Below are 22,077 nucleotides of genomic sequence, written 5' to 3'. Positions count from 1 at the left end.
GCCAGCCATTAATATTGAGGATTTTGAACCAATCCGTTTGACCCAACGCCCGGGATGTAGCGATAATATTGCTTGTAATCGAAGGTTGCCGGATTCAGGCGCGCAATGTTCTGGCGGATAAAAATATATTTCGCAGGTGTCACGCGCAGGTCGAGCACGGGAATGAGCGCATGGCGCACGCGGTTGTTGAATAGCGTATGATATTCGCGCCTTCTTACCAGGTCCCAGAACCGCTTATTTTCAAACGCCAGCTCCACCCTTCTTTCCCGGATCACATTATCGATCGTTAACGGAATGTCTTTCGTGTGGCCGGCCCGGCGGCGGATGTCATTCAATGCCTGAGCTCCTTTGATTGCCGTTCCAGTGCCGCTTTCGACGATGGCTTCTGCGTAGTTTAGCAGGATTTCGGCGTAACGGAAGTCGGCCCAGTCAGAAACCGTCTGATTCCAACCCGGCGCAACATTCACGCCCTCGCTAAGAAATTTCTTGAAGCTCACGCCCGTCCGGGTATTATTTCCGCCCCAGGTGTCGAACCCTGAATATTGCGTGCGATCCGCGGCTCCGTAAGGATAAATGGTCGCGCTACCCACTTTAATCGGGTCACCGCCGAATAATTGTGCGTTGCCGTCCGGCTTCACGAATCCGGCCTGAATGATGATTTTCTGTCCTTTCCAGGGCGTTCCCGGCAAGATTGCCGTTGCCCACAAACGCGCATCTTTATCCTTGTAAATCCCGGCAGGATCGTTATATCGTTTGTAGTTTTTTGCCGGGTCAAAACCATTGTAATCATTCACATCATTACCCGCGACGGTCGTCGTGACCGGTGCGTTTTGTCCCGGGTTTGTGTAACTTTCATAAGCATCGATCAAGTCCAGTGTCGGGTTCATGCGGCCCGGATGCGGCCAGCCGTTGGCAGTCTGGTTGGGTTGATACCAGATCCCGTAATTGTGCCCGGTCCCCGCGCCGGGCCGTGCAAAACCTTTGATGAAAATAGCCTCGGCTGGCGCAATATTGGGATCTTCAAAAAGCTTGCGGTAATTTTCAGCAGCCTCTTCGGGATTGGCCGGCGCAGGCTTGTAGAGGGCAAATTTCCCGGAATTGATAATGGCCTCAGATGCTTCAATAGCGGCCTTGTAGTATTCGGCAGCAGCCGATTTGTCAATGCCAACCAGTTTCTGATCCACGGCAGTTCCCGAAATTGGCGCTCTCTCCCCGTATTTGGCCAAAGATGCAGCGTGCAATGCAGCCCTGGATTTGAGCGCATATGCCACCCATTTCGTAGCACGCCTTTCGCCGCCCGGCCATGAATCCGCCAAATTCGCTATTGCAATGTCGCATTCCTTCAATACAAAATCCCAGGTCTCTTTTTCTGTGCTGCGTGGGACTTTCAGCGCTTCCACATCACCTTCATATTTCTGCACAGCCGTGATCAAGGGAACGCCGCCATATCTTTTAACCAATGCAAAATAGGCATACGCACGGATGAAGGCACTTTCACCCACAAGCGCTTTGGTTTCGTCCTCGCTCACATCCAGTGTAGGAATAATGTCGATCAGAATGTTGGTGTCCCGGATCAACTTATAACCCTGGTCCCACCATTGAAAATCATCATTACCAATAAAATCACCGAATTCCGTGTGAACCGCTTCGTCCGTAATCATAGCGGGCGCAAATCCACCATTGTTCGGGTCGCCCGTGTTCCAGTTAAAACCCTGTCTGAAAAAGGTAAAGTCTTCGATTGGCAACTGATAATACAAGTTCGCCATGTACAATTTCACCCCTTCCGGATTTGAAAAAAGGTTTTCTCCCTGCAACTTGTCCAATGGCTGCTTGTCCAGCACATTGTCGCAGCTAATGGCGGTTAACAGCAGAAGGAGCATTAATATATGTTTGGTCAATTTCATTTTCTCAGCTGTTAGAATGTAACATTAATACCAAAGTTGTAGCTTCTTGTGACCGGATAAGTAAGCCCGGCACCGAACAACCCTTCAATTTTTTCGGGATCAAACGGCTTCACGAACGGATCGGCCCAGGTGAAAATGTTGTGTGCATTGCCATAGACGCGGACGTCGTCAATTCCGATCTTTTTCAGCCAGCTAAGGTTGAATGTGTAACCAAGCTGCGCGCTTTTGAAACGCAGATAAGATGCATCTTTCCGCCAGGCCGAACTTTCGGCATACATGGCTCCCACATTATAATTGAAGCGGGAAGCAGGCCATTTACCCGGAATCCACTCATTATCACCATCCAGATGCCATCTGTCGTAAAAATATTCCGGCGTGTTCCCTCGAAAAGCAAAAACCTCCGCATACACTTCCCGGAAACGCACGCTGTATTTCCCAGATCCCTGGAATAGCGCTGTGAAGTCGAAACCTTTCCAGGATGCATTGAGTGTAACGCCGTAATACATTTTAGGATCGCCGCCGAAGAACAATGGCAATGCGTCATTACCATCGATCATGCCGTTTCCATCCACATCTTTGTATTTAAAATCCCCCGGAAGCTCACGGGTATTACCCAGATCACCATTCTGTATCGGAGCGTAAATCACTTCATCTTTGTTCTGAAACTGGCCTTCCAGCTGGTAAGCCCAAACGACGTCGTTCCAGCGATTCGTTGTCCCGGTCTTCCATTTATCCATACTGTTCAGGAAATCGCCTCTTTCCACATAGCGGTTCATGGTGCGGGCAAAGTTGAAGTTTCCTGAAATACCATATTTAAAATCACGGATCTGACCATTATAAGCAGCCGAAAATTCGATTCCCTGAACGCGGTCGCTGTTCAGGTTTTCGTCCGGTAATGTTCCGCCGAAAGTGTTGGGTAATGATACATTTCTTCTGGCCAGCAATCCCTTGCGATCCCGTTGATACACATCGAAAGTCAGATCCACACGGTTATCCCAAAGCCCGATGTCAATGCCGACGTCCTTGATTTTAGACTTAAACCAGGTTAATTGTTCATTTACAATGGCAGGAGATGCTGCTCCGGTTGTGTAATTGCCATTGGTAAATTCGTAACCGCCGCCACCCGTGAGCGAGAAGCCGGGCACATACTGGAATGGCGCACCCGCATCAGCGCCTACCAGGCCGTAAGAACCTCTCAGTTTAAGATTGGAAATCAAAGGAATGTTGTCCATAAACGGCTCTTCCGTGATCCGCCAGCCGGCAGAAACCACCGGGAACAATCCCCAGCGACGATCCGGGTGATACCGGTAAGAGCCGTCATATCGGGCCGCAACTTCAAGCAAATATTTTTCCTTAAAGTCGTAATTCAGCCTTCCCACAAATGACTGGCTCGCGTATTCGCTCTCGGAACCACTGGTTGTCTGGTTATTAAGCCCGGCCTGGTCAATCTGGTCATTGGTATAAAATGCATATTCCCGACCTAAGCCGGCCCAGCGGTTTTTGGATTCCTGCTGCTCGTAAACCAATGTCGCACCCACATTGTGATTTTTAGCGATCACGGTGTTATAAAGCAATTGTCCCTGAAATGTGACGCGATTATTGTCTGAAAAATTATTGCCTATTCGCGAAGGATTACGTTGCAAATGGGCTGTGTATTTGTCCGTCGCCGCGTCGTAGGTGTAAAGGTTGTAGCTTTTGGAGACAGACTTATTGCGATAATTGTTGCTGTCATAAGCCACCAAACCCTTCACTTTCAACCCCGGAACAAAAGGAACTGAGTAAGTCAACGCAAAAGTGGATTGGAAAAATTTGTTGGCTTCCTCGTTGTATCCCGTCATGTCACCGTCGGCCAGCGCAACCGGATTATAGCCTCCGCTGAGCAGGGAAGGATATTTCGGGTTGTCATTGGCAAAAGGCCGCTCCGTCGCCAATGCGATTCTGGTGCCTTTGTAAATATTGAAAAAGTTGTCTCCCGGCTGATCTCTTTTGTCAAAAAGCCCGGAAAGGATCAGGTCCGCTTTCAGGTTTTGGGTCAAATCAATGCCTACATTAGCCCTAAATGTGTACTTTTTATAACCCATATCCTTACTTTTCAAAAGACCGTTTTCATTTTGAAAACCAAAACTGGTAAAATAGGTCACAGCTCCTTCCCCGCCGGAAGCGGAGAGAAAATGTTGCTGCTGGGAAGCTGATTTATTTAAAACCGTTTTATACCAATCCGTTCCCTCGTAGCCAGGCGCTCCCGTTCTGAATTTTTCGATTTCCTCAGCCGTATAAACCGGATTTTCACCTAAATTTTTAGCAGCGTCATTGCGCATTTCAGCCCATTGCAAAGCAGAGGTCATTTGCGGAACGTCCGTTGGGCTTTGCCGACCATAAACCGCATTGTAACTGAATTTAGGCTTTCCCTTGCTTCCTTTTTTTGTCGTCACGATCACCACACCATTACCCGCCCGGATCCCGAAAATCGCAGCCGAAGCATCTTTTAGCACCGAAATGCTTTCAATGTCGTCCGGGTTGATCTTTTGAAATTCATAACCGCCGTCACGCGCCACGCCGTCCACGACGTAAAGCGGCTCGCCGAACCCGCGAATGTTAATGCTTGTGCTGAATGAACCCGGTTCACCCGAATTCTGGCGGATCTGCACACCGGCCACTTTTCCCTGAAGGCTTTGCGCCAGGCTCGTATGCGTGGTGGTTTTAATGTCCTCGGAGATAATATTTGAAATTGCGCCCGTAAGGGTTTGCTTCCGCTGCGTTCCATATCCTACCACCACCACCTCTTGCAAGTCATCCGTGCTCGGTTCGAGTTTGATGTCAAACTCTGTTTGATTGCCAACCGCAATTTCCTGGCGCTTATATCCCAAAAAACTCACGATCAGCACCGAGCCGGATCGGGGCACGCTCATTGAAAATTTGCCGTTTGCGTCGGTTGTGGTTCCTTTTGCGGAGCCTTGTAACACGATGCTCGCACCCGGGATAGCGCCATTCTTTTCATCCTTGATTTCTCCCGAAATGTTGGTTTCACCGGCCGACTGCGCGATGACCGGATGCCCCGCCAGCAGCGTGACGGCGAGGCAGAAATGCAGCAGGTATTTTTGGAAGGTTCGTAACACTTCCGGTTCTAATAAAAGTCGATTTTCCATAGAGTTCTTTTAAAGTCGGTGACAGCAACGTGAAGCTTCAATGATATCAAGGTTGGCCAAACCATGGGTCAAAGTAATGCAGGGCTTATTAAGAAATGATTAATAAAAGATTAATCAAACCTTACCGGAGAAGAATTTTATCTAATTTTTAAATAAAATAATCCAATAAGGAAAAACTGCGGAGATGTACGTGAAGGGCCTCTGGGTGGAACTACGCGAAACGTGACCGCTAAATAACAACACCCCACGTTTGGTGTTTTTTCAGTGCCGGATTGTCTCGGATAGCATTATATTTATTTACAATTAATTGATATACAATCAATTGTAACCGAAAAACAATTAACTGCAAATCCCCATCCGTTCCTAAAATTCACATTCATGGAAACTCACGATTACAAAAAAGCGGCCTGGCTGGCACTCGCTCTCGTCTTATTATTTGTTGCAGGCTGGGAAATCTATTGGCGCAACCAGGGTTTCGCGCTTTCGTTCAACGACGATGAAAGTCTCTGGGCGCACAACCGAAAAAAGATCTACAACACCGCACCCGGCCAGCCAGTCATCATTGGCTCGTCACGCGTAAAGTTTGACATTGACCAGGAAACCTGGGAAAAAGAAACGGGTTACAAGCCCGTGCAGCTGGCGTTGGTTGGCACATCGCCCCGCCCCATCCTGCGCGATCTGGCGAATGATCCCAAGTTCAAAGGCACAGTGCTGGTAGGCATTACCGAGGGACTTTTCTTCTCCGCCGATGGCTCATTTATGGAAGACAGGGCGGCCAAACGACTGGCATTTTATCCCAGATGGTCGCTTTCGCAGCAGGTCAGTTTTCAACTGAACCATATCCTGGAAAGCAACCTTATTTTCCTGGATGAGGAGCGCTTTTCGCTCAATTCGCTGCTCAAAAGGCTGCCCATAGAAAGTCGCCCCGGCGTATTTGTTTTCCCGAATTTCCCCCTGCAAATGGGCTATACAATGGCGAACAGACAGGAGGTTTTTAGTGACGCATTTATGGCGGATACGGCTGTGCAACACGGCGTCCAATATGTGTGGAGCTACCTGGGCATGCTGGAAACCAAACGGGGCTTTTCGGGAGACACGCTTTCTAACATTATTTCTTCCGTGAAGGGGTCGGTTGACAAGATCAGGGCGAGAGGCGGCAGTGTCACATTTTTGAGGATGCCTTCCAGTGATCCAGCTTGGTCAGCCGAAAAGCAAACCCATCCCCGCGAGCTCTACTGGGACCGGCTTTTAAGAGAAACAGGCGCACCCGGCATCCATTTCACTGATTACCCGGAACTCTCCAAGTATATATGTCCCGACTGGTCGCATTTAAGCCCGGCTGATACAAAGCCATTTACAAAAGACCTGATCCGGATTATTGAAGAGAAAAATCGGGTAACACTTCGCAAAACATCAGCCATTCCAAAAATTCAATAACATGGTATTCAACTCATATACTTTCGTTCTGTTTTTCATCTTGCTGCTGGTTTTGCATAACCTGCCGTTTTCATGGAAAACCAAAAAAATCAACCTGTTACTGGCCAGTTATCTGTTTTATGCGCTCTGGAATCCGCCTTTTATCCTGCTGCTGTGGCTTTCTACGGTCGTGGATTATTACATGGCGCGCCTCATTTCCGTAACCGAAGACAAAATGCGCCGGAAAATGTGGCTGGCAGTAAGCCTTGTTCTGAACCTGGGCATGCTGAGTTATTTTAAATACGGCGGCTTCCTGCTCGAAAACTTCACGGCGTTAATGGCCAGTATGGGCATTGTGTTTCAGGCAGTAAAACCGGACATTATCCTTCCGGTAGGGATTTCATTTTACACCTTCGTAACATTGTCCTACACGATCGACGTATACAGACGCAAGTTTGCACCGGAACCATCGTTCCTCAACTTCGCCTTGTTCGTTACCTACTTCCCGCATTTGGTTGCCGGCCCTATCGTTCGTCCTGAGGATCTGATACCGCAATTTAAAGAACCGCGTAAAGCGACCTCCTATCAAATGTTGTGGGGACTTTTCCTGCTTTCGCTGGGGTTGTTTATGAAGGTTGTGATTGCGGATGGCTGGATGGCCGAACCGGCGGACTTCATTTTCAGTTTGCCCTTTCCGGTTAATCCACTGGACGCCTGGTCGGCAGTGCTGGCCTTTTCAGCTCAGATTTTCTGCGATTTTGCCGGTTACTCCACTTGTGCAATCGGCGTTTCGCTTTGCCTGGGCTTTACTTTGCCCGAAAATTTCCGATTCCCATACGCCGCCATCGGCTTTTCCGATTTCTGGCGCAGATGGCACATTACGTTATCCACCTGGCTTCGCGACTATCTGTATATTCCGCTTGGCGGAAACCGATCAGGCGGTTTCAGAACATATATCAACCTAATGATCACCATGTTACTAGGCGGACTTTGGCACGGCGCTTCATGGAATTTTGTGATTTGGGGTGGTTTGCATGGCTTGTTCCTGTGCATTGAACGACTGATCCGCGGCATTCCGAAAAGACAAAAAAACACGTCCCTGGCCGAAGATATGGTGATTCAAGCCACGATCATCCCAATCCGGAGCAAAAACATGTCCAATTTTCTGCTGGCCTTGTTTACATTATTTCTTGTCAACATTACCTGGGTCTTTTTCCGGTCACCGGACTTTGGGTCGGCCATGCGCATGTTGCTTTGCATGTTCGGTGTGATCACGCAAGGCCCCAAAATGCTGGCAACACCTGATATGCTTAAAATTGCCATTGTGACGGTCGCCCTTTTCTGCACACACTGGTATATGCGAGACAAAACCGTTCGATCAGTTTTCGGCAGATTTCCCTGGTGGCTTCTGGGGACAATCTGGTCTATTATGCTGATCCTGATTATTCTAACTCAGAAAAGCACAAGCTCCTTTATCTATTTTCAATTTTGATAAAACGCGCAGCGCGTGCACATTTACAACCGAAATCATTACTTTGCATGGACTATTCTGAACAATAGCCCATGCAATTATATCCATCACCAGCGCTGGCTCCGTACATTCTGCATTATCTGATCCTTGAAGATCATGCAGTCCGGCCGTCCAGGCATCGTTTCTTTCCGGACGGACACCCGGGCATTGCATTTCATTTTGGTGATGCTTTTTTGCAACAGGATTTTCATTCCAAAGCCCCCGTTAAACACCCGGAAAGCTTTATATACGGGCAGGTTAACCATCATTTTGACTTAATTTCCGGAACAAAAATCGGCATGCTCATTGTGGTTTTCAAACCGTTCGGACTTTCAGCATTTATGAAAATGCCCGCGAAATCACTTGCGAACCAAACACTTGCATTAGCTGAAATTTTCCCTCAAACGGCTGGCCCATTAACGGATCAGGTTTTGGGTGCGCAGGATCATCATGCTCGTATCGAGGTCATTGAATCTTTTTTAATGAGTCAATTAGCATATAACAAACACGATATCAGGCTTGTAACTGCTTGTACTAAAATGATAGACAATGCATGCTCACCCGTTCCAGTCCGTGTGCTCGCAGAAAAGCTGTCTGTTACGGAAAGAAGTTTGGAACGTGCGTTTGACCTTCACATTGGTCTTTCTCCAAAATTATACTGCCGCATTGCACGCTTGCAGCGTTATCTCAAACTCAGAAAAAACAGCCCCGACATGTCATTAACCGCGCTGGGTTACGAGGCCGGTTATTACGATCAGGCGCATTTTATCAAGGATTTTGCGGATCTGGCTGGCATCACCCCTTCGCAGTACGATCAAAATACGAACCGGCTGGCAGTAAATTTGATGCAGATCTCGGTTCCAAGCATAGTTTAATTTTGTCGGATTTTTACAATTCGGGCTTTTCCGTTGCGTTTAGTTTTGCAATTAAAAACGGGACCATGGAAAATCTTAAAATAGCAACAGCGCAGTTTGAAAACAGAAGCGGTGATAAGGCCTATAACCTCGAAACCATCGATAATCTCGCGGGCAAAGCAGCTACTGACGGTGCACAGGTGATCGCATTCCATGAATGCTGTGTCACTGGTTATTCATTTGCAAGAAAGCTTGATCGCGCTCAGCTGACCGAACTCGCTGAAATCATTCCCGACGGGCCAAGCATTCAAAAACTCATTGAAATTGCTACCAGGCATAACATTGCAGTTTTGGCCGGACTTTTCGAAAAGGACGAAGAAGGAAATCTGTTTAAAGCCTATGTCTGCGTTGATAAAACAGGTTTAATCGCCAAATTCAGAAAGCTGCACCCGTTCATCAACGGACATCTCACACCGGGCAATGAATACGTTATTTTCAATCTTTACGGCTGGAATTGCGGGATTTTGATTTGCTATGATAACAACATTGTAGAGAATGTTCGGGCGACAACATTGCTGGGTGCTGACATTATTTTCATGCCGCACGTGACCATGATGACGCCTTCGACGCGGCCAGGTGCAGGCTTCGCGGACCCGGCTTTGTGGGAAAAAAGACAGGAAGATCCAACCTCGCTCAGACTGGAATTTGACGGGCTGAAAGGTCGGGCATGGCTCATGAAATGGCTGCCGGCCCGCGCTTATGATAATGCCATTTATGCCGTTTTCTCCAACCCGATCGGTATGGATGACGACCAGTTGAAAAACGGATGTTCGATGATCCTGGATCCATTTGGTGACATCATTGCGGAATGCCGGAAACTGGATAATGACATCGCCATCGCTACATTAACCCCGGAAAAATTGACACAGGCAGGTGGTTACCGCTATAAAATGGCGCGCCGCCCTGAACTTTACAAGGACATTATCGGTGCCGAACATGCTTCTAGTCAGAAAGTGGTTTGGTTAACCTAAGCACCTGAATAAGAGATCGATGCGCGGACGGGTTTAGTTAATGATAAATTCGGCCGCCGCATTTTTGTATTCCCCGGCTTGCAGTTCCTGCTTCATTTTACGAAAACTGTGCAATGGTCCCTGGGCTGAAAAAGTGTTCACAACCCAGGCAGGAATGTCACCGCCGGGATCGACCTGTAATGTGTATACGATGTTGATTTTATCTTTGGATAGCGGTTTAATAATCCAGATACCCTTCGAATGGCTTATGCGGACAATGCCTTCCTTATGCGCTACGAACCCGGGGACTGCGGGTGCATCCACCGTCACAATTTTCGTAAGCTTATCCTGGCTTACTCGGATATGAGCCACAAAATCACGGTTTGAAAGCGGCCAGGGCATGCTAACCTCAGAATAATAATACAACTCTGAGGGAGAAACTTTTTTCAGCAAATCGCAGGATTTGGTATGAAACACCCAGGCTTCGGCGGCTTTTACGTCCAGCAACATGGCAACCAATTCGCCGGCACTTGCCTTTACTTCACATTCAACACGCAATGCATTGATCCTGGAACCGGGAACACTTTGCGAAAACACCCTGATGCCTTCGGATTCAGTAACAAGCTTCCAGTCGCGTTGCGCGAAAGCATTTGCGATTATCAACGAAAACAAAACAGAAAGACTTAAAAACCGGAGCATGCAAGCGAAATAAACGTTCATTCCTCCATTTGGAACGCTGCTAGGCTGTTTTTAATTCGGCATTTTTAAAAGTGATGCGCAGATTTAATTCAGGACGGCTTGAATAGCCTGACCCCGTAAGCGATCAGCAGCAGGCCAAAAATCTCGATTGCCATACGCCCCATGCTGATTTGGTAAAACAACGAGGGCAGATCGTTATAAAGCCTGTCGGAGAAGAAAAGGATCAGGATGGAGAATGTATTAATGCAGAAAAAGCCCCAAACGATCAGATTAAGTGCATCCGTGCTGAGCGAATTGCCAATTTTATTGATAAAATGCTGTTTGAAAAATAATACGGAAACCACGATCAGATACAATGCAAGGCAGAATGACCCGATCTTCTGTGCATCCTTATAACCTTCGCCAAACAGCGTATTAAGGATCTCCAAAACAAATAAACAAACGGAAACAATGCGGATAAGCTTTCCCGTCTGCCCTTTCACAATGCGACTGAAAAAAAGTCCCAGAAACCAGAATTCATTTAAATAATAAAGTGGCGAAATAAAAAATGTGTCGTCAATTTCAAATCGCGTGAGATAAGGCACAAAAAAATCTGGAAATGTATTAACCAGACCGATAAATGATGATTCGAAGATCGCAGTTACCAGCGCAAACAATGCGTACCAGAACAATGGCCGCAACACAGCATAGTCCGGTACGCCGCCATAACGCAGCAAAAAAACGCCTGCTATGGCGCCTCTTGCTGCTAAAAGTGCATATCCGATCTTGATTACTAATTGTCCAAACTCCGATTCTGTCATGTTGGAATGCGCACTTTTACACCTTCTCCCGCGTCACCACCTTCTTGCCCGCACTTCGCGTCACTGCCTGCAATGATAAGGGAACGGCTGGGTTCGTTGTAAATGTAAATGTTTAAAACGATGAACGACCCTCTGAGCATCTGATCTTCCAGAACGCCGCGCTCGACGACAAATCCGCTCCCAATATCCTGCTTTTTAAGATATTTGAAAATCCTGATATCAGGCTTTCCATTGGCGCGCTTGATAATGCGGATCAAAATACCATCGGCTCGCTTCCCGGAATTCATGGTTCGAAAAATGCTCGCCTTCGTCCGGCATTTCTGTGTAAAACCTGTCGGCAACGGCACCGGGTTGATCGTAACTTCCTCGAAATCTGTCTTATTAATGATAAAATTTGGCATGATGGGGTCGTTTGAATTTTAGTTATTTGGTAAAAGTCTCATATTCAACATATTTTGGGAATACTTTCAGAATAATGGTCCGCAGTTCTTCGAAGGAATAAGGTTCTTTGTAATGTATGCCAATGGTCGGGAGGTCGGAGAGCGAAACGTAGCATCTTTCTTCACCCTGTTTGAAAACCATGAAGGTGAGATCGCCGGGTTGCAGATGCAGCAGCGTATAATTGGGTTCAAAATGATTCACCTGCTTTCCGGTTCCATGCCCGCCGAACTTCAACTTGACGCTGGCCACATTCTCGTCCGTAAAATAGCTTTCACGGATGCCGACAAACTCATAAACGGCACGCGCTTTATCTGTGGCCGGTTTTTCGGAGATCATGATTTCGAGGCTTTCCTTTTTTCCCGCCAGCACTTTGAGCAGTTTCAGCTCTTCGGCAGGCTCGCCGTTCAAAAACGCAGAAAGCGTTTGGTAATGCGACGTAATAACCGTTTCCCGGACTTTCAGATCCTCTAACCGGACCCTGAAAATGGATTCGTCCAGGAAAAATCCCATCACCATATTCCGGATGTCTTCAATACCGCCAGCATGCTGCATATCGGAAGGTTCCAAACTTGCATCTTCCATTGGCAGGACAGTCTGCAAAGCCACGGCCATTTTTAAAAAATTGGTCGTCACCGAAACGAGCGAAGGTTCCTGGCCATTCCTGTTTTGGAGGTTATTATAATCTAAATAGGCAATTTTTCCGGGTCCCGTTGTGCAAATGTCGGTCCTTTGCTGGTTTGCGAACGGATCAACTACACGTAACAGTTTCACTCCTTCACTGACCTGGCAATTCGTTACCACCACCGCATGGTTACCGTTTTGAATGCCCGGATATTTCATACCGAGAATGACCGGTTTACCTGCCTCTGTGTAGCGTCTCAGCGAAGTAAAACTTGGAATATTTGCCTGAAAGCGCTGTTTCGCATGAATACCAAAAACCTTTTTCAGGATTTCCTGATAATATTTTTTCTCGGGGCGCAGGGACGGATAACCATCTCCTATCGCGCAAAAAGTAGTCAGCATAGTCAGGTTAGCATTTAAAGTGCCTTCGATTGTGTAATATTCTTTCAGAATGCGACGCTGTAAGGGCATTTCAGATCTCGGAATGTTGTCGAAATCGCCCTGCCCGTGCAGAAACCGTGCGACCATTTCGATGCAGGCCGCCCAGCAAATGGTGGAATGCACCTGCCGGATGTTTGGAAAGTTGGAAACGCTCATTTTAGTTCAGGGGGTTATACAAGCCGCCATTCCAATGCTTTTACAACAGCTTCGGGAGCGGAATTGACATGAAGCTTTTCGTAAATGTGGTTCACATGTGTAGCAACGGTGCTGAACGAAATATTGCAGGCATCCGCGATCATTTTATAACTCATTCCTTTTACCATATGTCGCAAAACCTGCTGCTCGCGCTGGGTAAGCTCCACAAAGGTTAGCTCGCTCTTAACAAACTGATGCTGAAACATTTCCAGCACACGACGCGCAATGGAAGGCGACAGGTGCGAGCCACCCGTATTCACTTCCTGGATCGCTTTGACGTAAACTTCCGGGTTGGGATTCTTAATGATGTAACCCGATGCGCCGGAACAGATCGCCTGGAAAATCTTGTCGTCGTCCTCGAAAACCGTTTGTATCAGGACTTTCACATGCGGCGCATTTTTCCGGATTTCGACCATAGCGTCAATGCCTGACCTTTGCGGCATTTGAATGTCCATGAGCACCACATCCGGCTTGTGTTTTTTTACGATCGGCCACGCTTCTTTTGCGTTTGGGTAAGCGTCAATGAACCAGATGCCGTCGGCTGCGGACAGATACATGGCGAGGCTTTCCCGCAGATTTTTATTATCCTCAAAAAGTAAGACGCGAATCATGCAATTGACCTTTTTTCAGGTGATAAGTTGAACACTTGCTGATGACAAATTTCGCAGCTTATTTCAGGATAAAATATCAACAATTCTATGGATATTTTATCCGTACATTAGAGTGCAATGTCCGTTTTAAGACGCGTCCCTTTCCCTTTTTCAGACTCTATAAATAACTGGATACCAGCCTCATTGGCGCGATCCCTGAAATTTGCGAGACCATTCCCATTGCTTTCAGCGGCCATATCGAACCCTATCCCGTTGTCTTCAATTCCAATGTGGACCGTGTCCCGGGAGCGCGACACGTGTACCCAGACCATGCTGGCTTCGGCATGTTTTACAATGTTGTTGATGGCTTCTTTGAAGATCAGATAAACGCTTTTGCGCTGGTCCATTGTGAAGTTAACCTGCCCAAGATCTGTTTCCACCTTGAAATCAAAACCAATGTCCCGGCTAGACAAAACGCCCGAGGCAAAGGACTCCATACGGTCGAAAAGTTTGTAAATGCTATCATTCTTCGGATTGATCGTCCAGACCGTATCCTGCATCAGCGAAACGGATTCCTTGGAATTGGCAATGATCTTTTCCAGAACGGGAAGCATTTCAGGCGGTGCATTTTTTCGTAAAACTTCTACAAAAATCGCAATGCTGTTCAGGTTTGAGCCCACTTCATCGTGCAAGTCAGCAGCGATCTTATTCCTGACGTGCTGCATGCGCAGCTTTTGCCGGAAATCGTAAAGCAGGAATAAATAAATGCTGACGCCGATGAGCACCAAAATGTAAACCACAATAGAAGGAATAAACCACCATTGATTCCAAAATCCCTGCTCTTTCTTAATATAGATTTCAGATTGGGAAAGCTGCCGCCCGCCCGCCTGCGCTTTGATATGATAAATATAATTACCGGCATCCAGGCCAACATATCGGGAAACAGGATAGCGGGATTCAATCCATTCATTATCAACCCCTTCCAACCTGTAAAGGTAAGAAACCGAATCGGCCTTAATGCTCTTGAATTCTAAAATGAGATCATTATCGCCCGCTTTGAGCTGGATCGTGTCGCGTGAAAACGTGCGCGGTTTGCCATTAACCAAAAACTTCCCGATCTGCAATTGCGCAAAGCACCATTGTGAAGAGATTACCAACAGAAACGAGAGCGTAAAGCGCATGGTAACAGGCAATGGTTCAAGGTTTTAAGAATGTTCACCAAAGTACAAGAATATGCTCTGGTAAACAAGCCTTTTCCGCGACACATGCCGGTTTCTGATGGACTGAATGTCTATTTTATCAGGAAATCCGCCTGATCTGAAATGCTGACAATCTCTTCGGTGAGCAGGTCGCCTTTGAAAGGGTCAACAGGCGTATAACTGCTTGTGTGAACATCTTTGTAGGGTTTGTTGCTGGCGAGATTATAAGCGGTAATAATGGACCACCGCGGATGATCCGACAAGTTCGCAGCAGAAGCATGCAACACATTGCAGTGGAAAAACGCAGTATCTCCCGCTCCCATTTCCAGGTAATCCAGCGGCATGATCTTCAATGCTTCGTTCACCTTTTCCATATCCGCACCCACCTGCTCACCCGCGAAGCCATGCTCCACGCGACCCATTTTATGCGAGCCACGGATCATTTGAAGACAACCGTTTTTCTTTGTTGCGGGCGTTAATGCGGTGATAACACTCAGCATTTCAGGCAATAGGAACCCATTGTTTTTATACCAATATCCATAATCCTGATGCCACTCCCACGCACCGCCCGTCCTGGGTTCCTTTTGCATTAATTTGGAATGGTAGTGCGCAGCTTTTCCATCCAGAATCTGTTCCACTGCATTTACAATGCGCTCAGAACGAGCGAATTTACTGTAAATGCTCTCATCAAGCGCGTACCAGAGCGCCAGCTTGGTTTTGAGGCCGGCGGCGTCAATCCGGTCGTAACTTTTGCTGGTGATCACATCGTCGCTTGTTGCTACGCGATAGAGCAGGTCTACTTCGTTTCTGGAGAAAAATTCACGCACCACAACGTAACCGTCGCGATGATAAGATTCGAGGTGTTCAGGGGTAAACTGCATGATTATGAAGTCTAAGATTTTACAGAATCAATGTTGGGGACAAGCAGGTGAATGATGACTAACGCTAACGAATACATGGAAGCGGCGACGATGAAAATGCTTTTAAAACTGCCTGTGGCTTCCAGCAAATGTCCCGTAGCGGTGGCCATCAGCATGCCGCCCACCGCGCCGGCCATGCCGATGAATCCCACGATTTTGCCCGTGTCTTTCCTAGGAAAAAAATCAGTTGCCAATGTATACATGTTCGCGGACCAGCCCGTATGCGCCGCCATGCCCAGTCCGATCAGCAGCACCGCAGGCCAGAGCGTTCCGATGCCGGAAACGAAATAAATAGGCATGACCATCAAGGCGCAGATCAGCAGTGTCGTTTTCCGCGCGGCGTTCACCGACCAGCCCATTTTCAGGAATTTGGAAGAAATCCAGCCGCCACCAATGCTTCCCGCATCTGCGATCAAATAAGCCGTAATCAGTGGCAAACCCATTTTGTCAATGTTAATGTGGTAAGTCTGATTCAGAAATTTGGGAAGCCAGTAAAGGAAAAACCACCAGATCGGATCGGTGAGAAATTTGCCCGCAGCCAGCGCCCAGGCCTTTCTGGTTTTCAGGATTTCGAGCATTGTAGCCGATGGCGCATCTTCGGCAACCTGGTCAGAATTGATCAGGGCAAGTTCTTCGTGATTAACATCAGGGTGTTTTTCGGGCGCTTTGAAAGCTTTTATCCAAAATAACAACCAGACGAAACCAAGCATTCCGGTGATAATGAACGCCCATCGCCAGCCATAATGGATGGCAATGAATGGCACAACCAGCGGCGCGACAATGGCCCCGATATTGGACCCTGAGTTAAAAATCCCCGTAGCCAGCGCCCTTTCTTTTCTCGGAAACCATTCCGAAATGACTTTTATCGCCGCCGGAAAATTACCCGATTCGCCCATGCCCAAAGCCAGCCTTGCTACACCAAAACCAGCCGCCGAGCCCGCAAAAGCGTGCCCAACCGCCGCCAGCGACCATATGAAAATTGAAATGATATAACCCTTCTTAGTCCCTAGATAATCGATCAGCTTCCCGGCGAGCAAAAGTCCGATGGCGTATGAAAACTGAAACGCGGTGACAATGTAGCCATATTCGACTTCCGACCAGCCGATCTCCGTTTGCAGTTGAGGCGCAAGAATCGCAAGCACCTGGCGGTCAATATAATTAATGGTCGTGGCGAAAAACAGCAAGGCGCAAATCCACCAGCGCATGACAGAAGGTTTATTGATAATGAGCTCTTGCGGATTTTCTGCCAAGGTGTTCATTTTCTGCTCGTTAAATTGGCTTCGTAACGCTTCCAGACTTCCATGGTGCTGCTGATCAGCAATGGCTTATTGCCTTTGATATTATAGCATTGAACACCGATCGGGCCCTTGAAACCGAGATCTTTCACGACATATTTTACCAAACCGTAAGTATCAAATGTGCCCTGACCAAGCGGCAAAATGTAATCATCCCAAACATTCTTTTTGTCCGTGATCACGTCATTAGCACCCGATATGGTGATCATTTTCAGATGCGGTTTCATGGCCATAAGCTGCTCGTGAAGCGTTTTGCGTTCGTCGGCAGTGGTGGTTGCGAGCCAGTGGCAGAGATTGAAGGTTAACCCTGAATTTTTGCGGTCGATCTTCTTAACCAGGGCCAATGCATGATCTGTTTTTTCGACATAAAAGCCATAATGCGGATAGATTGCCAAGTCCAGACCGGAGGCAGCTGCCAGATCTGCGAGTTGCCGGACTAGTCTGACAGTCAGCGTGTCTGCTTGTCCGTCGGATGACTTGTAACGTTTTGATTCACTGATAATGTAAGGCGCAATGATGGTTCCGCTTCCTTTTAACGCCTTAATGAATTCAGGCAGACGCGGATCCATATACGGCTCTTCCAGATTGAGCTTTACATAGAAGTACGATCCTTTGAAATGATGCTTGTCCAAAGCCGCTTTCATCCCTTCAAAACTCTCGGTCTGGTTTATCTCAATTCCGTCAAATCCTGCCTTTTTAATGAGCGCAACCTGCTTATCAAATGTGCTGTAAACTGAGTCCCCGCGGATGATATTATGAAGTGTAAAAAATTCATTATCAATACCTTGACCGGAACAATGTCCCATTTGCAAACAAAAATTAAAGATCAGCAAAAAGTATTTCATAGCATGCTTTGATTAGGATTACAAAACCCATTCTTTTCTGGCCAAAGGAGCAGCCAGCAATGCGTTTGCAGCATTATTGCCGTCAAAAAGCTCCTTTTCAGGATTCCATTTCAGTTTCTGGCCGGTCTGGCAGGCGATAAGCCCTATTTGCGAAATGGAGATCGTGCGGTGACCTACTTCCAATGGTTCCAATGTCTTGCGATTGTTCCTCACGGCTTCGATAAAATCGGCCTTATCCCACAGGGTTTTGGATAAATCCAGCTCACTGGAAGTGGGTTTCGAATTAAGTATGGCCGGGTTACCGGCTGTAATTGCGCCTGGAAAACCTTCCACATAAATCCACCCTTCCGAACCGGTGTAACGGATGCCCGGCTTGCTGGTTGGCGTTTGCTGACACGTCATTTCAACCCCATTTGCATAACGGTAACTCACCTGAAAATTGATCATGGAGTTCCAAAGACTTTTCGGAAACTCGCCGCTGCCTTCCACCTCCACCGGGCCGGAATATTCGCTGTTATTAGCCCATTGCGCCATGTCGAAATAATGTGCGCCCCAATTCGAGATCATCCCCTGCGCATAAGTGTCCACACGCATCCAGTTTGGCCTTTTTTTCAAATCAAATGGGGTATGCACGCGCATATCCGTGTAAGGCACGTAAGGCATGGGGCCGAGCCAGAGATCATAGTTTAACTCCTTCGGAACAGGCATATCAGCCTGGCTTGGAACCGGATCCGGATCGGAAGGAAAAGTGATCTCCACTTTCTGCAACTGCCCGATACGACCGTTGCGAACTAGCTCAACAGCGTGATTCTGAGGCCTTACCGAACGAAATTCACTGTCTGTCCGATTTACAATGCCATACTTTTTAATGGCTTCCACAAGGTCTCGGCCCTGATGTACGCTCATACTGAGCGGCTTTTCGCAGCTCACGTGTTTTTTAGCGCGTGCAGCCATCATGGCCATGGGAACGTGCCAGTAATCCGGTGTCGAGATCATGACGGCGTCAATGTCTTTTCTGGCGATAATTTCCCGGAAATCCTGGTGTTCAGAACAACCTTTGTACGCGCCTCCCGGCTTGCTTTTGCTATAATGTGTCTCCACAACCTGCTTAGCCTGAGCCATTCGCCAGCTGTCCACATCGCAAACTGCCAGAATCTGCGCTTCGGGAATTTCAAGCAATCCCGGCACCCGCGCACTGATCGTTTCCAAGTCCGCGCCTTGCAAATTCTGGCCGAAGCCCTGCCTGCCCGTGCCGATTAAACCAACCGTTACCCTGTTAGAAGGCGCATTTTTACCAAAAACAGATGCCGGAACAATGGTAGGAAAGCCGATCATTGCCGCAGCCGCAGCCGATTTTTCAATAAAATTTCTGCGGTTCATAATTCCCTGATTTTGATGTTCCGAAATGCGACGCTGTGACCGTGGTCCTGGAAAAGAATGTAACCCTCCGGAATGGAGCCAAAGCCCTGATAATCTTTGTATTTACTATCCATGATCCCTTGCTTGAATGCGGCATCTTTCCTGTTCACATCCAGCACCTTGACCTCATCCAGCCAGTGTTCAATCTGCTCGTTTTCTATTTTTATTTTTGAAATGTGCCAAACCTCCATTTTTACATCCGGTTTTTCGGCTGCCATGACGTCATAAATGGAAGCTGTTTTCAAGTCCTGCGGCAAAAGCTTGTCCTGATAAATGTAGGTGGCATCGTCGATAAGCTGATATTCGTAACCCGCTTGCGATCCTTTCTCGGGTTTTGGCAGTCGCTCTTCAATAAAATATTTCACACCAGAATTGCCGCCTTTTCCAAGCTTCCATTCGAATACCAATTCGAAATTCCTGTATTTTTTCTGCGTCACAATGTCGCCCGCGTCACCCGATTCTGCGCCTTCAGAAAGTTCTCCTCGCAACTCACCGTCCTTTACAACCCATCCGTGTTTCGGAAACACCGTGCTGTAAGCGCCACGCCAGCCATTTGTGGTTTTGCCGTCGAATAGCAATTTCCATCCTGCATCCTGCTCGGATTTTGAAAGCGAATTTTTGTTTTGGGCCTGGCCGGACAAACCGGTAAACATTACGAAGAGTAAAAGGAAGGAAATTCGCATCATATTTAAATTCGTTTCTTGCAAAATTCAATTAAAAACATTCATTTTTCTAATGGTCTTTTTGCAATAAATAACATTTTATTTGCATCTTGAATTACATTGTAAGTGATATTGCAAACTTGGCGACAAAGTCCAAGCTCTTTTTTCTAAACTACATGCGTCCCAACCGACTGAATGTTCCGCAGAATGATGCCCGGTCGTTTGACCTGCGGCATGAATTTGTCCCCTTTTTTACCAATCCCTGGCATTTTCATCCCGAAATTGAGCTAAACCATGTCATTAGTGGCGCAGGAACGCGTTTCATCGGCAACTGCATCGAGCGCTTTGAAAGTGGCGAGGTAATTTTAATAGGGAAAAACCTGCCGCATTACTGGAAAAACGACAACATTTATTACCAACCCGATTCAGGCGTGATGTCGGAAGCAATGGTTGTTCGGTTTTCCGAGGACTTTGTAGGCAAAGATTTCTTTCAATTGCCAGAAACCAGTGCCATTGCGACGCTTCTGGATAAAGCTGCAGCCGGAATCAAATTACTGGAACCACTTCGCTCCGAAATCGCGGCGCAGCTGCAAACGTTGATCCGGATGGAGGGCTTCGAACAACTGATGTTTCTGATGTCGCTACTGCATAAAATGGCGGTTTCACCACATTTGCAACCGCTTTCGACACCTTATGCACCTGGGCGCTCGCTGGCGAAGAACAGCAACCGGCTTAGTCAGGTGAAGGCTTATTTACATGAACATTTCACCGGGCAGATTTTCCTGAATGAAGTGGCGGATCTGGCTAATATGAACGAAAGCGCATTCTGCCGCTATTTCAAATCACAAACCGGCCAGACATTGATCCAGTATGTTACCGACCTGCGCGTTCGTTATGCGTGTGAGTTGTTGATCAAAAGCGAAGAATCGGTCACGCAAATTTGCTTTCAGGTCGGATTCGAGAATGTTTCGCATTTCATACACGCGTTCAAAAAGTTGCGGGGACAGACGCCTTTCGAGTTTAAAAAGGGCAAGCAGCCGGCTTATCTCCCAAGCTTTACACCAAAGGAAATATAACCCAGTTTGCCATTTCGCTGGTTATAACCTGCACCCGATCCCGTTACACCTGGTTGGACCTTCGTATGAACCGGGAGATAATTGGGATAGTAATTAACGAACAATCCCACCGCCTTGTAACCGATTTCAGCAAGATAACTGACCCCGAAATTGCTGTTTTTACCTCTAAGCTCGTATCCTTTCCCGGATATGATCGGGCTAATTGTCGTGGTTTTGCCGCCGTCCGGCGTGTTCACATTCAAGACGGCACTTTGGGCAGCCGGATCCATGTTTTCAAAGATCTTATTGTAATTAAGTCTCGCCCCAATGCTGAAATACCAGGTCGATTGCCCTTTTGCATTTTTGAGAGAAAACCTGGGCGCAACCTGAGCAAAGGTTTGAAACGCATTAAAATCAGATTGGGAAGCCGCGATCCCCTCCCTTCCCAAAAGCGAGAATGCACGGCCGGAAACTTCGCTAACGTCCTCATTAGGAACATTTTCCAAAATATTCCAATGTACATATTGCTGGATAGTGACACCTGCCCCGATGCCATAACGCAAGGAAAGATTCGCTTTTGGCATTGTCACCAGTTTCATATCATGCAATACCGAAGCACTCAATGAGAGCTTGTTACGCAGCAGAATCTGACTTTGTAACGTGGCAGTCGGATGATTCAGCGCACTTGGCGGCGGGTTAAAAAAAACATATCTGTTGACGTGGGATCCTGTGCCCAGATGCAAATTAAGGAATGTGTTTTGCAAAAATTTCTCACGCCATCCTGTCGGATTCGGCATTTCGGAATTCACAAAAGCAGCGTTTTCAAGCTTAACATTGAGGACCTGCGCGGTGTCCTGGTTTGCCTGCCTGAAATTCAGGTCCCTAATAATGCGGTTCAGATCCAGCTGTTCGAGATTTTTTAGATCTTCTCCGGTCTTTCCGTAAAAGATCACTTTGCTATTGCTTCCGGCTTTCAGAATGATGGTATCCGGCTCAGCGGCGTTTGAAAGTGGGCAAAGCAATGTTGTTAAACAAACAAAAAGTAAGTTCATGGC

Annotated in this window: 19 protein-coding genes; 5 read left to right on the top strand and 14 right to left on the bottom strand. The window is 47.3% G+C overall.

The window, feature by feature from the left end:
* Positions 1-8: 8 nt before the first annotated feature.
* Positions 9-1,904, bottom strand: a complete 1,896-nt coding sequence (locus NFI81_RS05165; RefSeq protein WP_234613645.1) for a RagB/SusD family nutrient uptake outer membrane protein — start codon at positions 1,902-1,904, stop codon at positions 9-11.
* An 11-nt stretch (positions 1,905-1,915) separates the two neighbouring features.
* Positions 1,916-5,050 carry a SusC/RagA family TonB-linked outer membrane protein gene (locus tag NFI81_RS05160; RefSeq protein WP_234613646.1) on the bottom strand — a complete coding sequence of 1,045 codons (3,135 nt, stop codon included), beginning with the start codon at positions 5,048-5,050 and terminating at the stop codon, positions 1,916-1,918.
* A gap of 378 nt (positions 5,051-5,428) precedes the next feature.
* Here NFI81_RS05160 and NFI81_RS05155 point away from each other — a divergent pair, with 378 nt between their 5' ends.
* From NFI81_RS05155 to NFI81_RS05140, 4 genes are all read left to right on the top strand, one after another.
* On the top strand, positions 5,429-6,487 hold the full coding sequence (locus NFI81_RS05155; RefSeq protein ID WP_234613647.1) for a hypothetical protein: 1,059 nt from the start codon (positions 5,429-5,431) through the stop codon (positions 6,485-6,487).
* 1 nt (position 6,488) lies between these two features.
* Positions 6,489-7,958 carry an MBOAT family O-acyltransferase gene (locus tag NFI81_RS05150; protein ID WP_234613649.1) on the top strand — a complete coding sequence of 490 codons (1,470 nt, stop codon included), beginning with the start codon at positions 6,489-6,491 and terminating at the stop codon, positions 7,956-7,958.
* 71 nt (positions 7,959-8,029) lie between these two features.
* Positions 8,030-8,851 (top strand): AraC family transcriptional regulator, encoded by an 822-nt coding sequence (locus tag NFI81_RS05145; RefSeq protein ID WP_234613650.1) that lies wholly within the window; start codon positions 8,030-8,032, stop codon positions 8,849-8,851.
* 65 nt (positions 8,852-8,916) lie between these two features.
* Positions 8,917-9,861 carry a nitrilase family protein gene (locus NFI81_RS05140; RefSeq protein WP_234613652.1) on the top strand — a complete coding sequence of 315 codons (945 nt, stop codon included), beginning with the start codon at positions 8,917-8,919 and terminating at the stop codon, positions 9,859-9,861.
* 33 nt (positions 9,862-9,894) lie between these two features.
* Here NFI81_RS05140 and NFI81_RS05135 read toward each other — a convergent pair whose 3' ends face one another.
* The 11 genes from NFI81_RS05135 to NFI81_RS05085 all read right to left on the bottom strand — a co-directional run bounded on the left by NFI81_RS05135 (position 9,895) and on the right by NFI81_RS05085 (position 19,991).
* Positions 9,895-10,560 (bottom strand): START domain-containing protein, encoded by a 666-nt coding sequence (locus NFI81_RS05135; protein ID WP_234613654.1) that lies wholly within the window; start codon positions 10,558-10,560, stop codon positions 9,895-9,897.
* A gap of 68 nt (positions 10,561-10,628) precedes the next feature.
* The gene (locus NFI81_RS05130) at positions 10,629-11,339 is read right to left on the bottom strand and encodes a hypothetical protein (RefSeq protein ID WP_234613656.1); all 711 of its coding nucleotides are present in this window, start codon (positions 11,337-11,339) and stop codon (positions 10,629-10,631) included.
* On the bottom strand, positions 11,336-11,740 hold the full coding sequence (locus NFI81_RS05125) for a hypothetical protein (RefSeq protein WP_234613658.1): 405 nt from the start codon (positions 11,738-11,740) through the stop codon (positions 11,336-11,338). The genes NFI81_RS05130 and NFI81_RS05125 overlap by 4 nt, the downstream gene beginning before the upstream one ends.
* A gap of 22 nt (positions 11,741-11,762) precedes the next feature.
* Entirely contained in the window at positions 11,763-12,998 is a 1,236-nt protein-coding gene (locus tag NFI81_RS05120) for a C39 family peptidase (protein ID WP_234613660.1), read from the bottom strand.
* Between the two features lie 14 nt (positions 12,999-13,012).
* Positions 13,013-13,648 (bottom strand): response regulator, encoded by a 636-nt coding sequence (locus NFI81_RS05115; RefSeq protein WP_234613662.1) that lies wholly within the window; start codon positions 13,646-13,648, stop codon positions 13,013-13,015.
* A gap of 107 nt (positions 13,649-13,755) precedes the next feature.
* Positions 13,756-14,808: an ATP-binding protein gene (locus tag NFI81_RS05110; protein WP_234613664.1), complete on the bottom strand. Its 1,053-nt coding sequence runs from the start codon at positions 14,806-14,808 to the stop codon at positions 13,756-13,758.
* Between the two features lie 110 nt (positions 14,809-14,918).
* On the bottom strand, positions 14,919-15,707 hold the full coding sequence (locus NFI81_RS05105) for a phytanoyl-CoA dioxygenase family protein (RefSeq protein WP_234613666.1): 789 nt from the start codon (positions 15,705-15,707) through the stop codon (positions 14,919-14,921).
* A gap of 11 nt (positions 15,708-15,718) precedes the next feature.
* Positions 15,719-17,005, bottom strand: a complete 1,287-nt coding sequence (locus tag NFI81_RS05100) for an MFS transporter (RefSeq protein ID WP_234613667.1) — start codon at positions 17,003-17,005, stop codon at positions 15,719-15,721.
* Positions 17,002-17,886 carry a sugar phosphate isomerase/epimerase family protein gene (locus tag NFI81_RS05095; protein ID WP_234613668.1) on the bottom strand — a complete coding sequence of 295 codons (885 nt, stop codon included), beginning with the start codon at positions 17,884-17,886 and terminating at the stop codon, positions 17,002-17,004. The genes NFI81_RS05100 and NFI81_RS05095 overlap by 4 nt, the downstream gene beginning before the upstream one ends.
* Positions 17,887-17,904: 18 nt before the next feature.
* Positions 17,905-19,266, bottom strand: coding sequence for a Gfo/Idh/MocA family protein (locus tag NFI81_RS05090; RefSeq protein WP_234613669.1), 1,362 nt, complete (start codon positions 19,264-19,266; stop codon positions 17,905-17,907).
* Positions 19,263-19,991 (bottom strand): 3-keto-disaccharide hydrolase, encoded by a 729-nt coding sequence (locus tag NFI81_RS05085; protein WP_234613670.1) that lies wholly within the window; start codon positions 19,989-19,991, stop codon positions 19,263-19,265. The genes NFI81_RS05090 and NFI81_RS05085 overlap by 4 nt, the downstream gene beginning before the upstream one ends.
* 152 nt (positions 19,992-20,143) lie before the next feature.
* Between NFI81_RS05085 and NFI81_RS05080 the strand changes: the two genes are divergently transcribed.
* Positions 20,144-21,043, top strand: coding sequence for an AraC family transcriptional regulator (locus tag NFI81_RS05080; RefSeq protein ID WP_234613671.1), 900 nt, complete (start codon positions 20,144-20,146; stop codon positions 21,041-21,043).
* On the opposite strand, the gene NFI81_RS05075 is transcribed toward NFI81_RS05080, so the two are convergent.
* A complete protein-coding gene (locus NFI81_RS05075; RefSeq protein WP_234613672.1) occupies positions 21,010-22,074 on the bottom strand; it encodes a hypothetical protein in 1,065 nt (354 codons plus the stop codon). The genes NFI81_RS05080 and NFI81_RS05075 overlap by 34 nt on opposite strands.
* Positions 22,075-22,077: the final 3 nt, after the last annotated feature.

It is taken from the genome of Dyadobacter fanqingshengii, from assembly GCF_023822005.2.
Taxonomy (GTDB): Bacteria; Bacteroidota; Bacteroidia; order Cytophagales; family Spirosomataceae; genus Dyadobacter; species Dyadobacter fanqingshengii.
Note: the sequence above shows the minus strand (reverse complement) of the source record. Positions and strands in the feature narration are given on the sequence as shown.

Excerpts from the sequence above, each read along its gene's own strand:
- NFI81_RS05165 (WP_234613645.1), bottom strand. The coding sequence starts at position 1,904 with ATGAAATTGACCAAACATATATTAATGCTCCTTCTGCTGTTAACCGCC.
- NFI81_RS05160 (WP_234613646.1), bottom strand. The coding sequence starts at position 5,050 with ATGGAAAATCGACTTTTATTAGAACCGGAAGTGTTACGAACCTTCCAA.
- NFI81_RS05155 (WP_234613647.1), top strand. The coding sequence starts at position 5,429 with ATGGAAACTCACGATTACAAAAAAGCGGCCTGGCTGGCACTCGCTCTC.
- NFI81_RS05150 (WP_234613649.1), top strand. The coding sequence starts at position 6,489 with ATGGTATTCAACTCATATACTTTCGTTCTGTTTTTCATCTTGCTGCTG.
- NFI81_RS05145 (WP_234613650.1), top strand. The coding sequence starts at position 8,030 with ATGCAATTATATCCATCACCAGCGCTGGCTCCGTACATTCTGCATTAT.
- NFI81_RS05140 (WP_234613652.1), top strand. The coding sequence starts at position 8,917 with ATGGAAAATCTTAAAATAGCAACAGCGCAGTTTGAAAACAGAAGCGGT.
- NFI81_RS05135 (WP_234613654.1), bottom strand. The coding sequence starts at position 10,560 with ATGAACGTTTATTTCGCTTGCATGCTCCGGTTTTTAAGTCTTTCTGTT.
- NFI81_RS05130 (WP_234613656.1), bottom strand. The coding sequence starts at position 11,339 with ATGACAGAATCGGAGTTTGGACAATTAGTAATCAAGATCGGATATGCA.
- NFI81_RS05125 (WP_234613658.1), bottom strand. The coding sequence starts at position 11,740 with ATGCCAAATTTTATCATTAATAAGACAGATTTCGAGGAAGTTACGATC.
- NFI81_RS05120 (WP_234613660.1), bottom strand. The coding sequence starts at position 12,998 with ATGAGCGTTTCCAACTTTCCAAACATCCGGCAGGTGCATTCCACCATT.
- NFI81_RS05115 (WP_234613662.1), bottom strand. The coding sequence starts at position 13,648 with ATGATTCGCGTCTTACTTTTTGAGGATAATAAAAATCTGCGGGAAAGC.
- NFI81_RS05110 (WP_234613664.1), bottom strand. The coding sequence starts at position 14,808 with ATGCGCTTTACGCTCTCGTTTCTGTTGGTAATCTCTTCACAATGGTGC.
- NFI81_RS05105 (WP_234613666.1), bottom strand. The coding sequence starts at position 15,707 with ATGCAGTTTACCCCTGAACACCTCGAATCTTATCATCGCGACGGTTAC.
- NFI81_RS05100 (WP_234613667.1), bottom strand. The coding sequence starts at position 17,005 with ATGAACACCTTGGCAGAAAATCCGCAAGAGCTCATTATCAATAAACCT.
- NFI81_RS05095 (WP_234613668.1), bottom strand. The coding sequence starts at position 17,886 with ATGAAATACTTTTTGCTGATCTTTAATTTTTGTTTGCAAATGGGACAT.
- NFI81_RS05090 (WP_234613669.1), bottom strand. The coding sequence starts at position 19,266 with ATGAACCGCAGAAATTTTATTGAAAAATCGGCTGCGGCTGCGGCAATG.
- NFI81_RS05085 (WP_234613670.1), bottom strand. The coding sequence starts at position 19,991 with ATGATGCGAATTTCCTTCCTTTTACTCTTCGTAATGTTTACCGGTTTG.
- NFI81_RS05080 (WP_234613671.1), top strand. The coding sequence starts at position 20,144 with ATGCGTCCCAACCGACTGAATGTTCCGCAGAATGATGCCCGGTCGTTT.
- NFI81_RS05075 (WP_234613672.1), bottom strand. The coding sequence starts at position 22,074 with ATGAACTTACTTTTTGTTTGTTTAACAACATTGCTTTGCCCACTTTCA.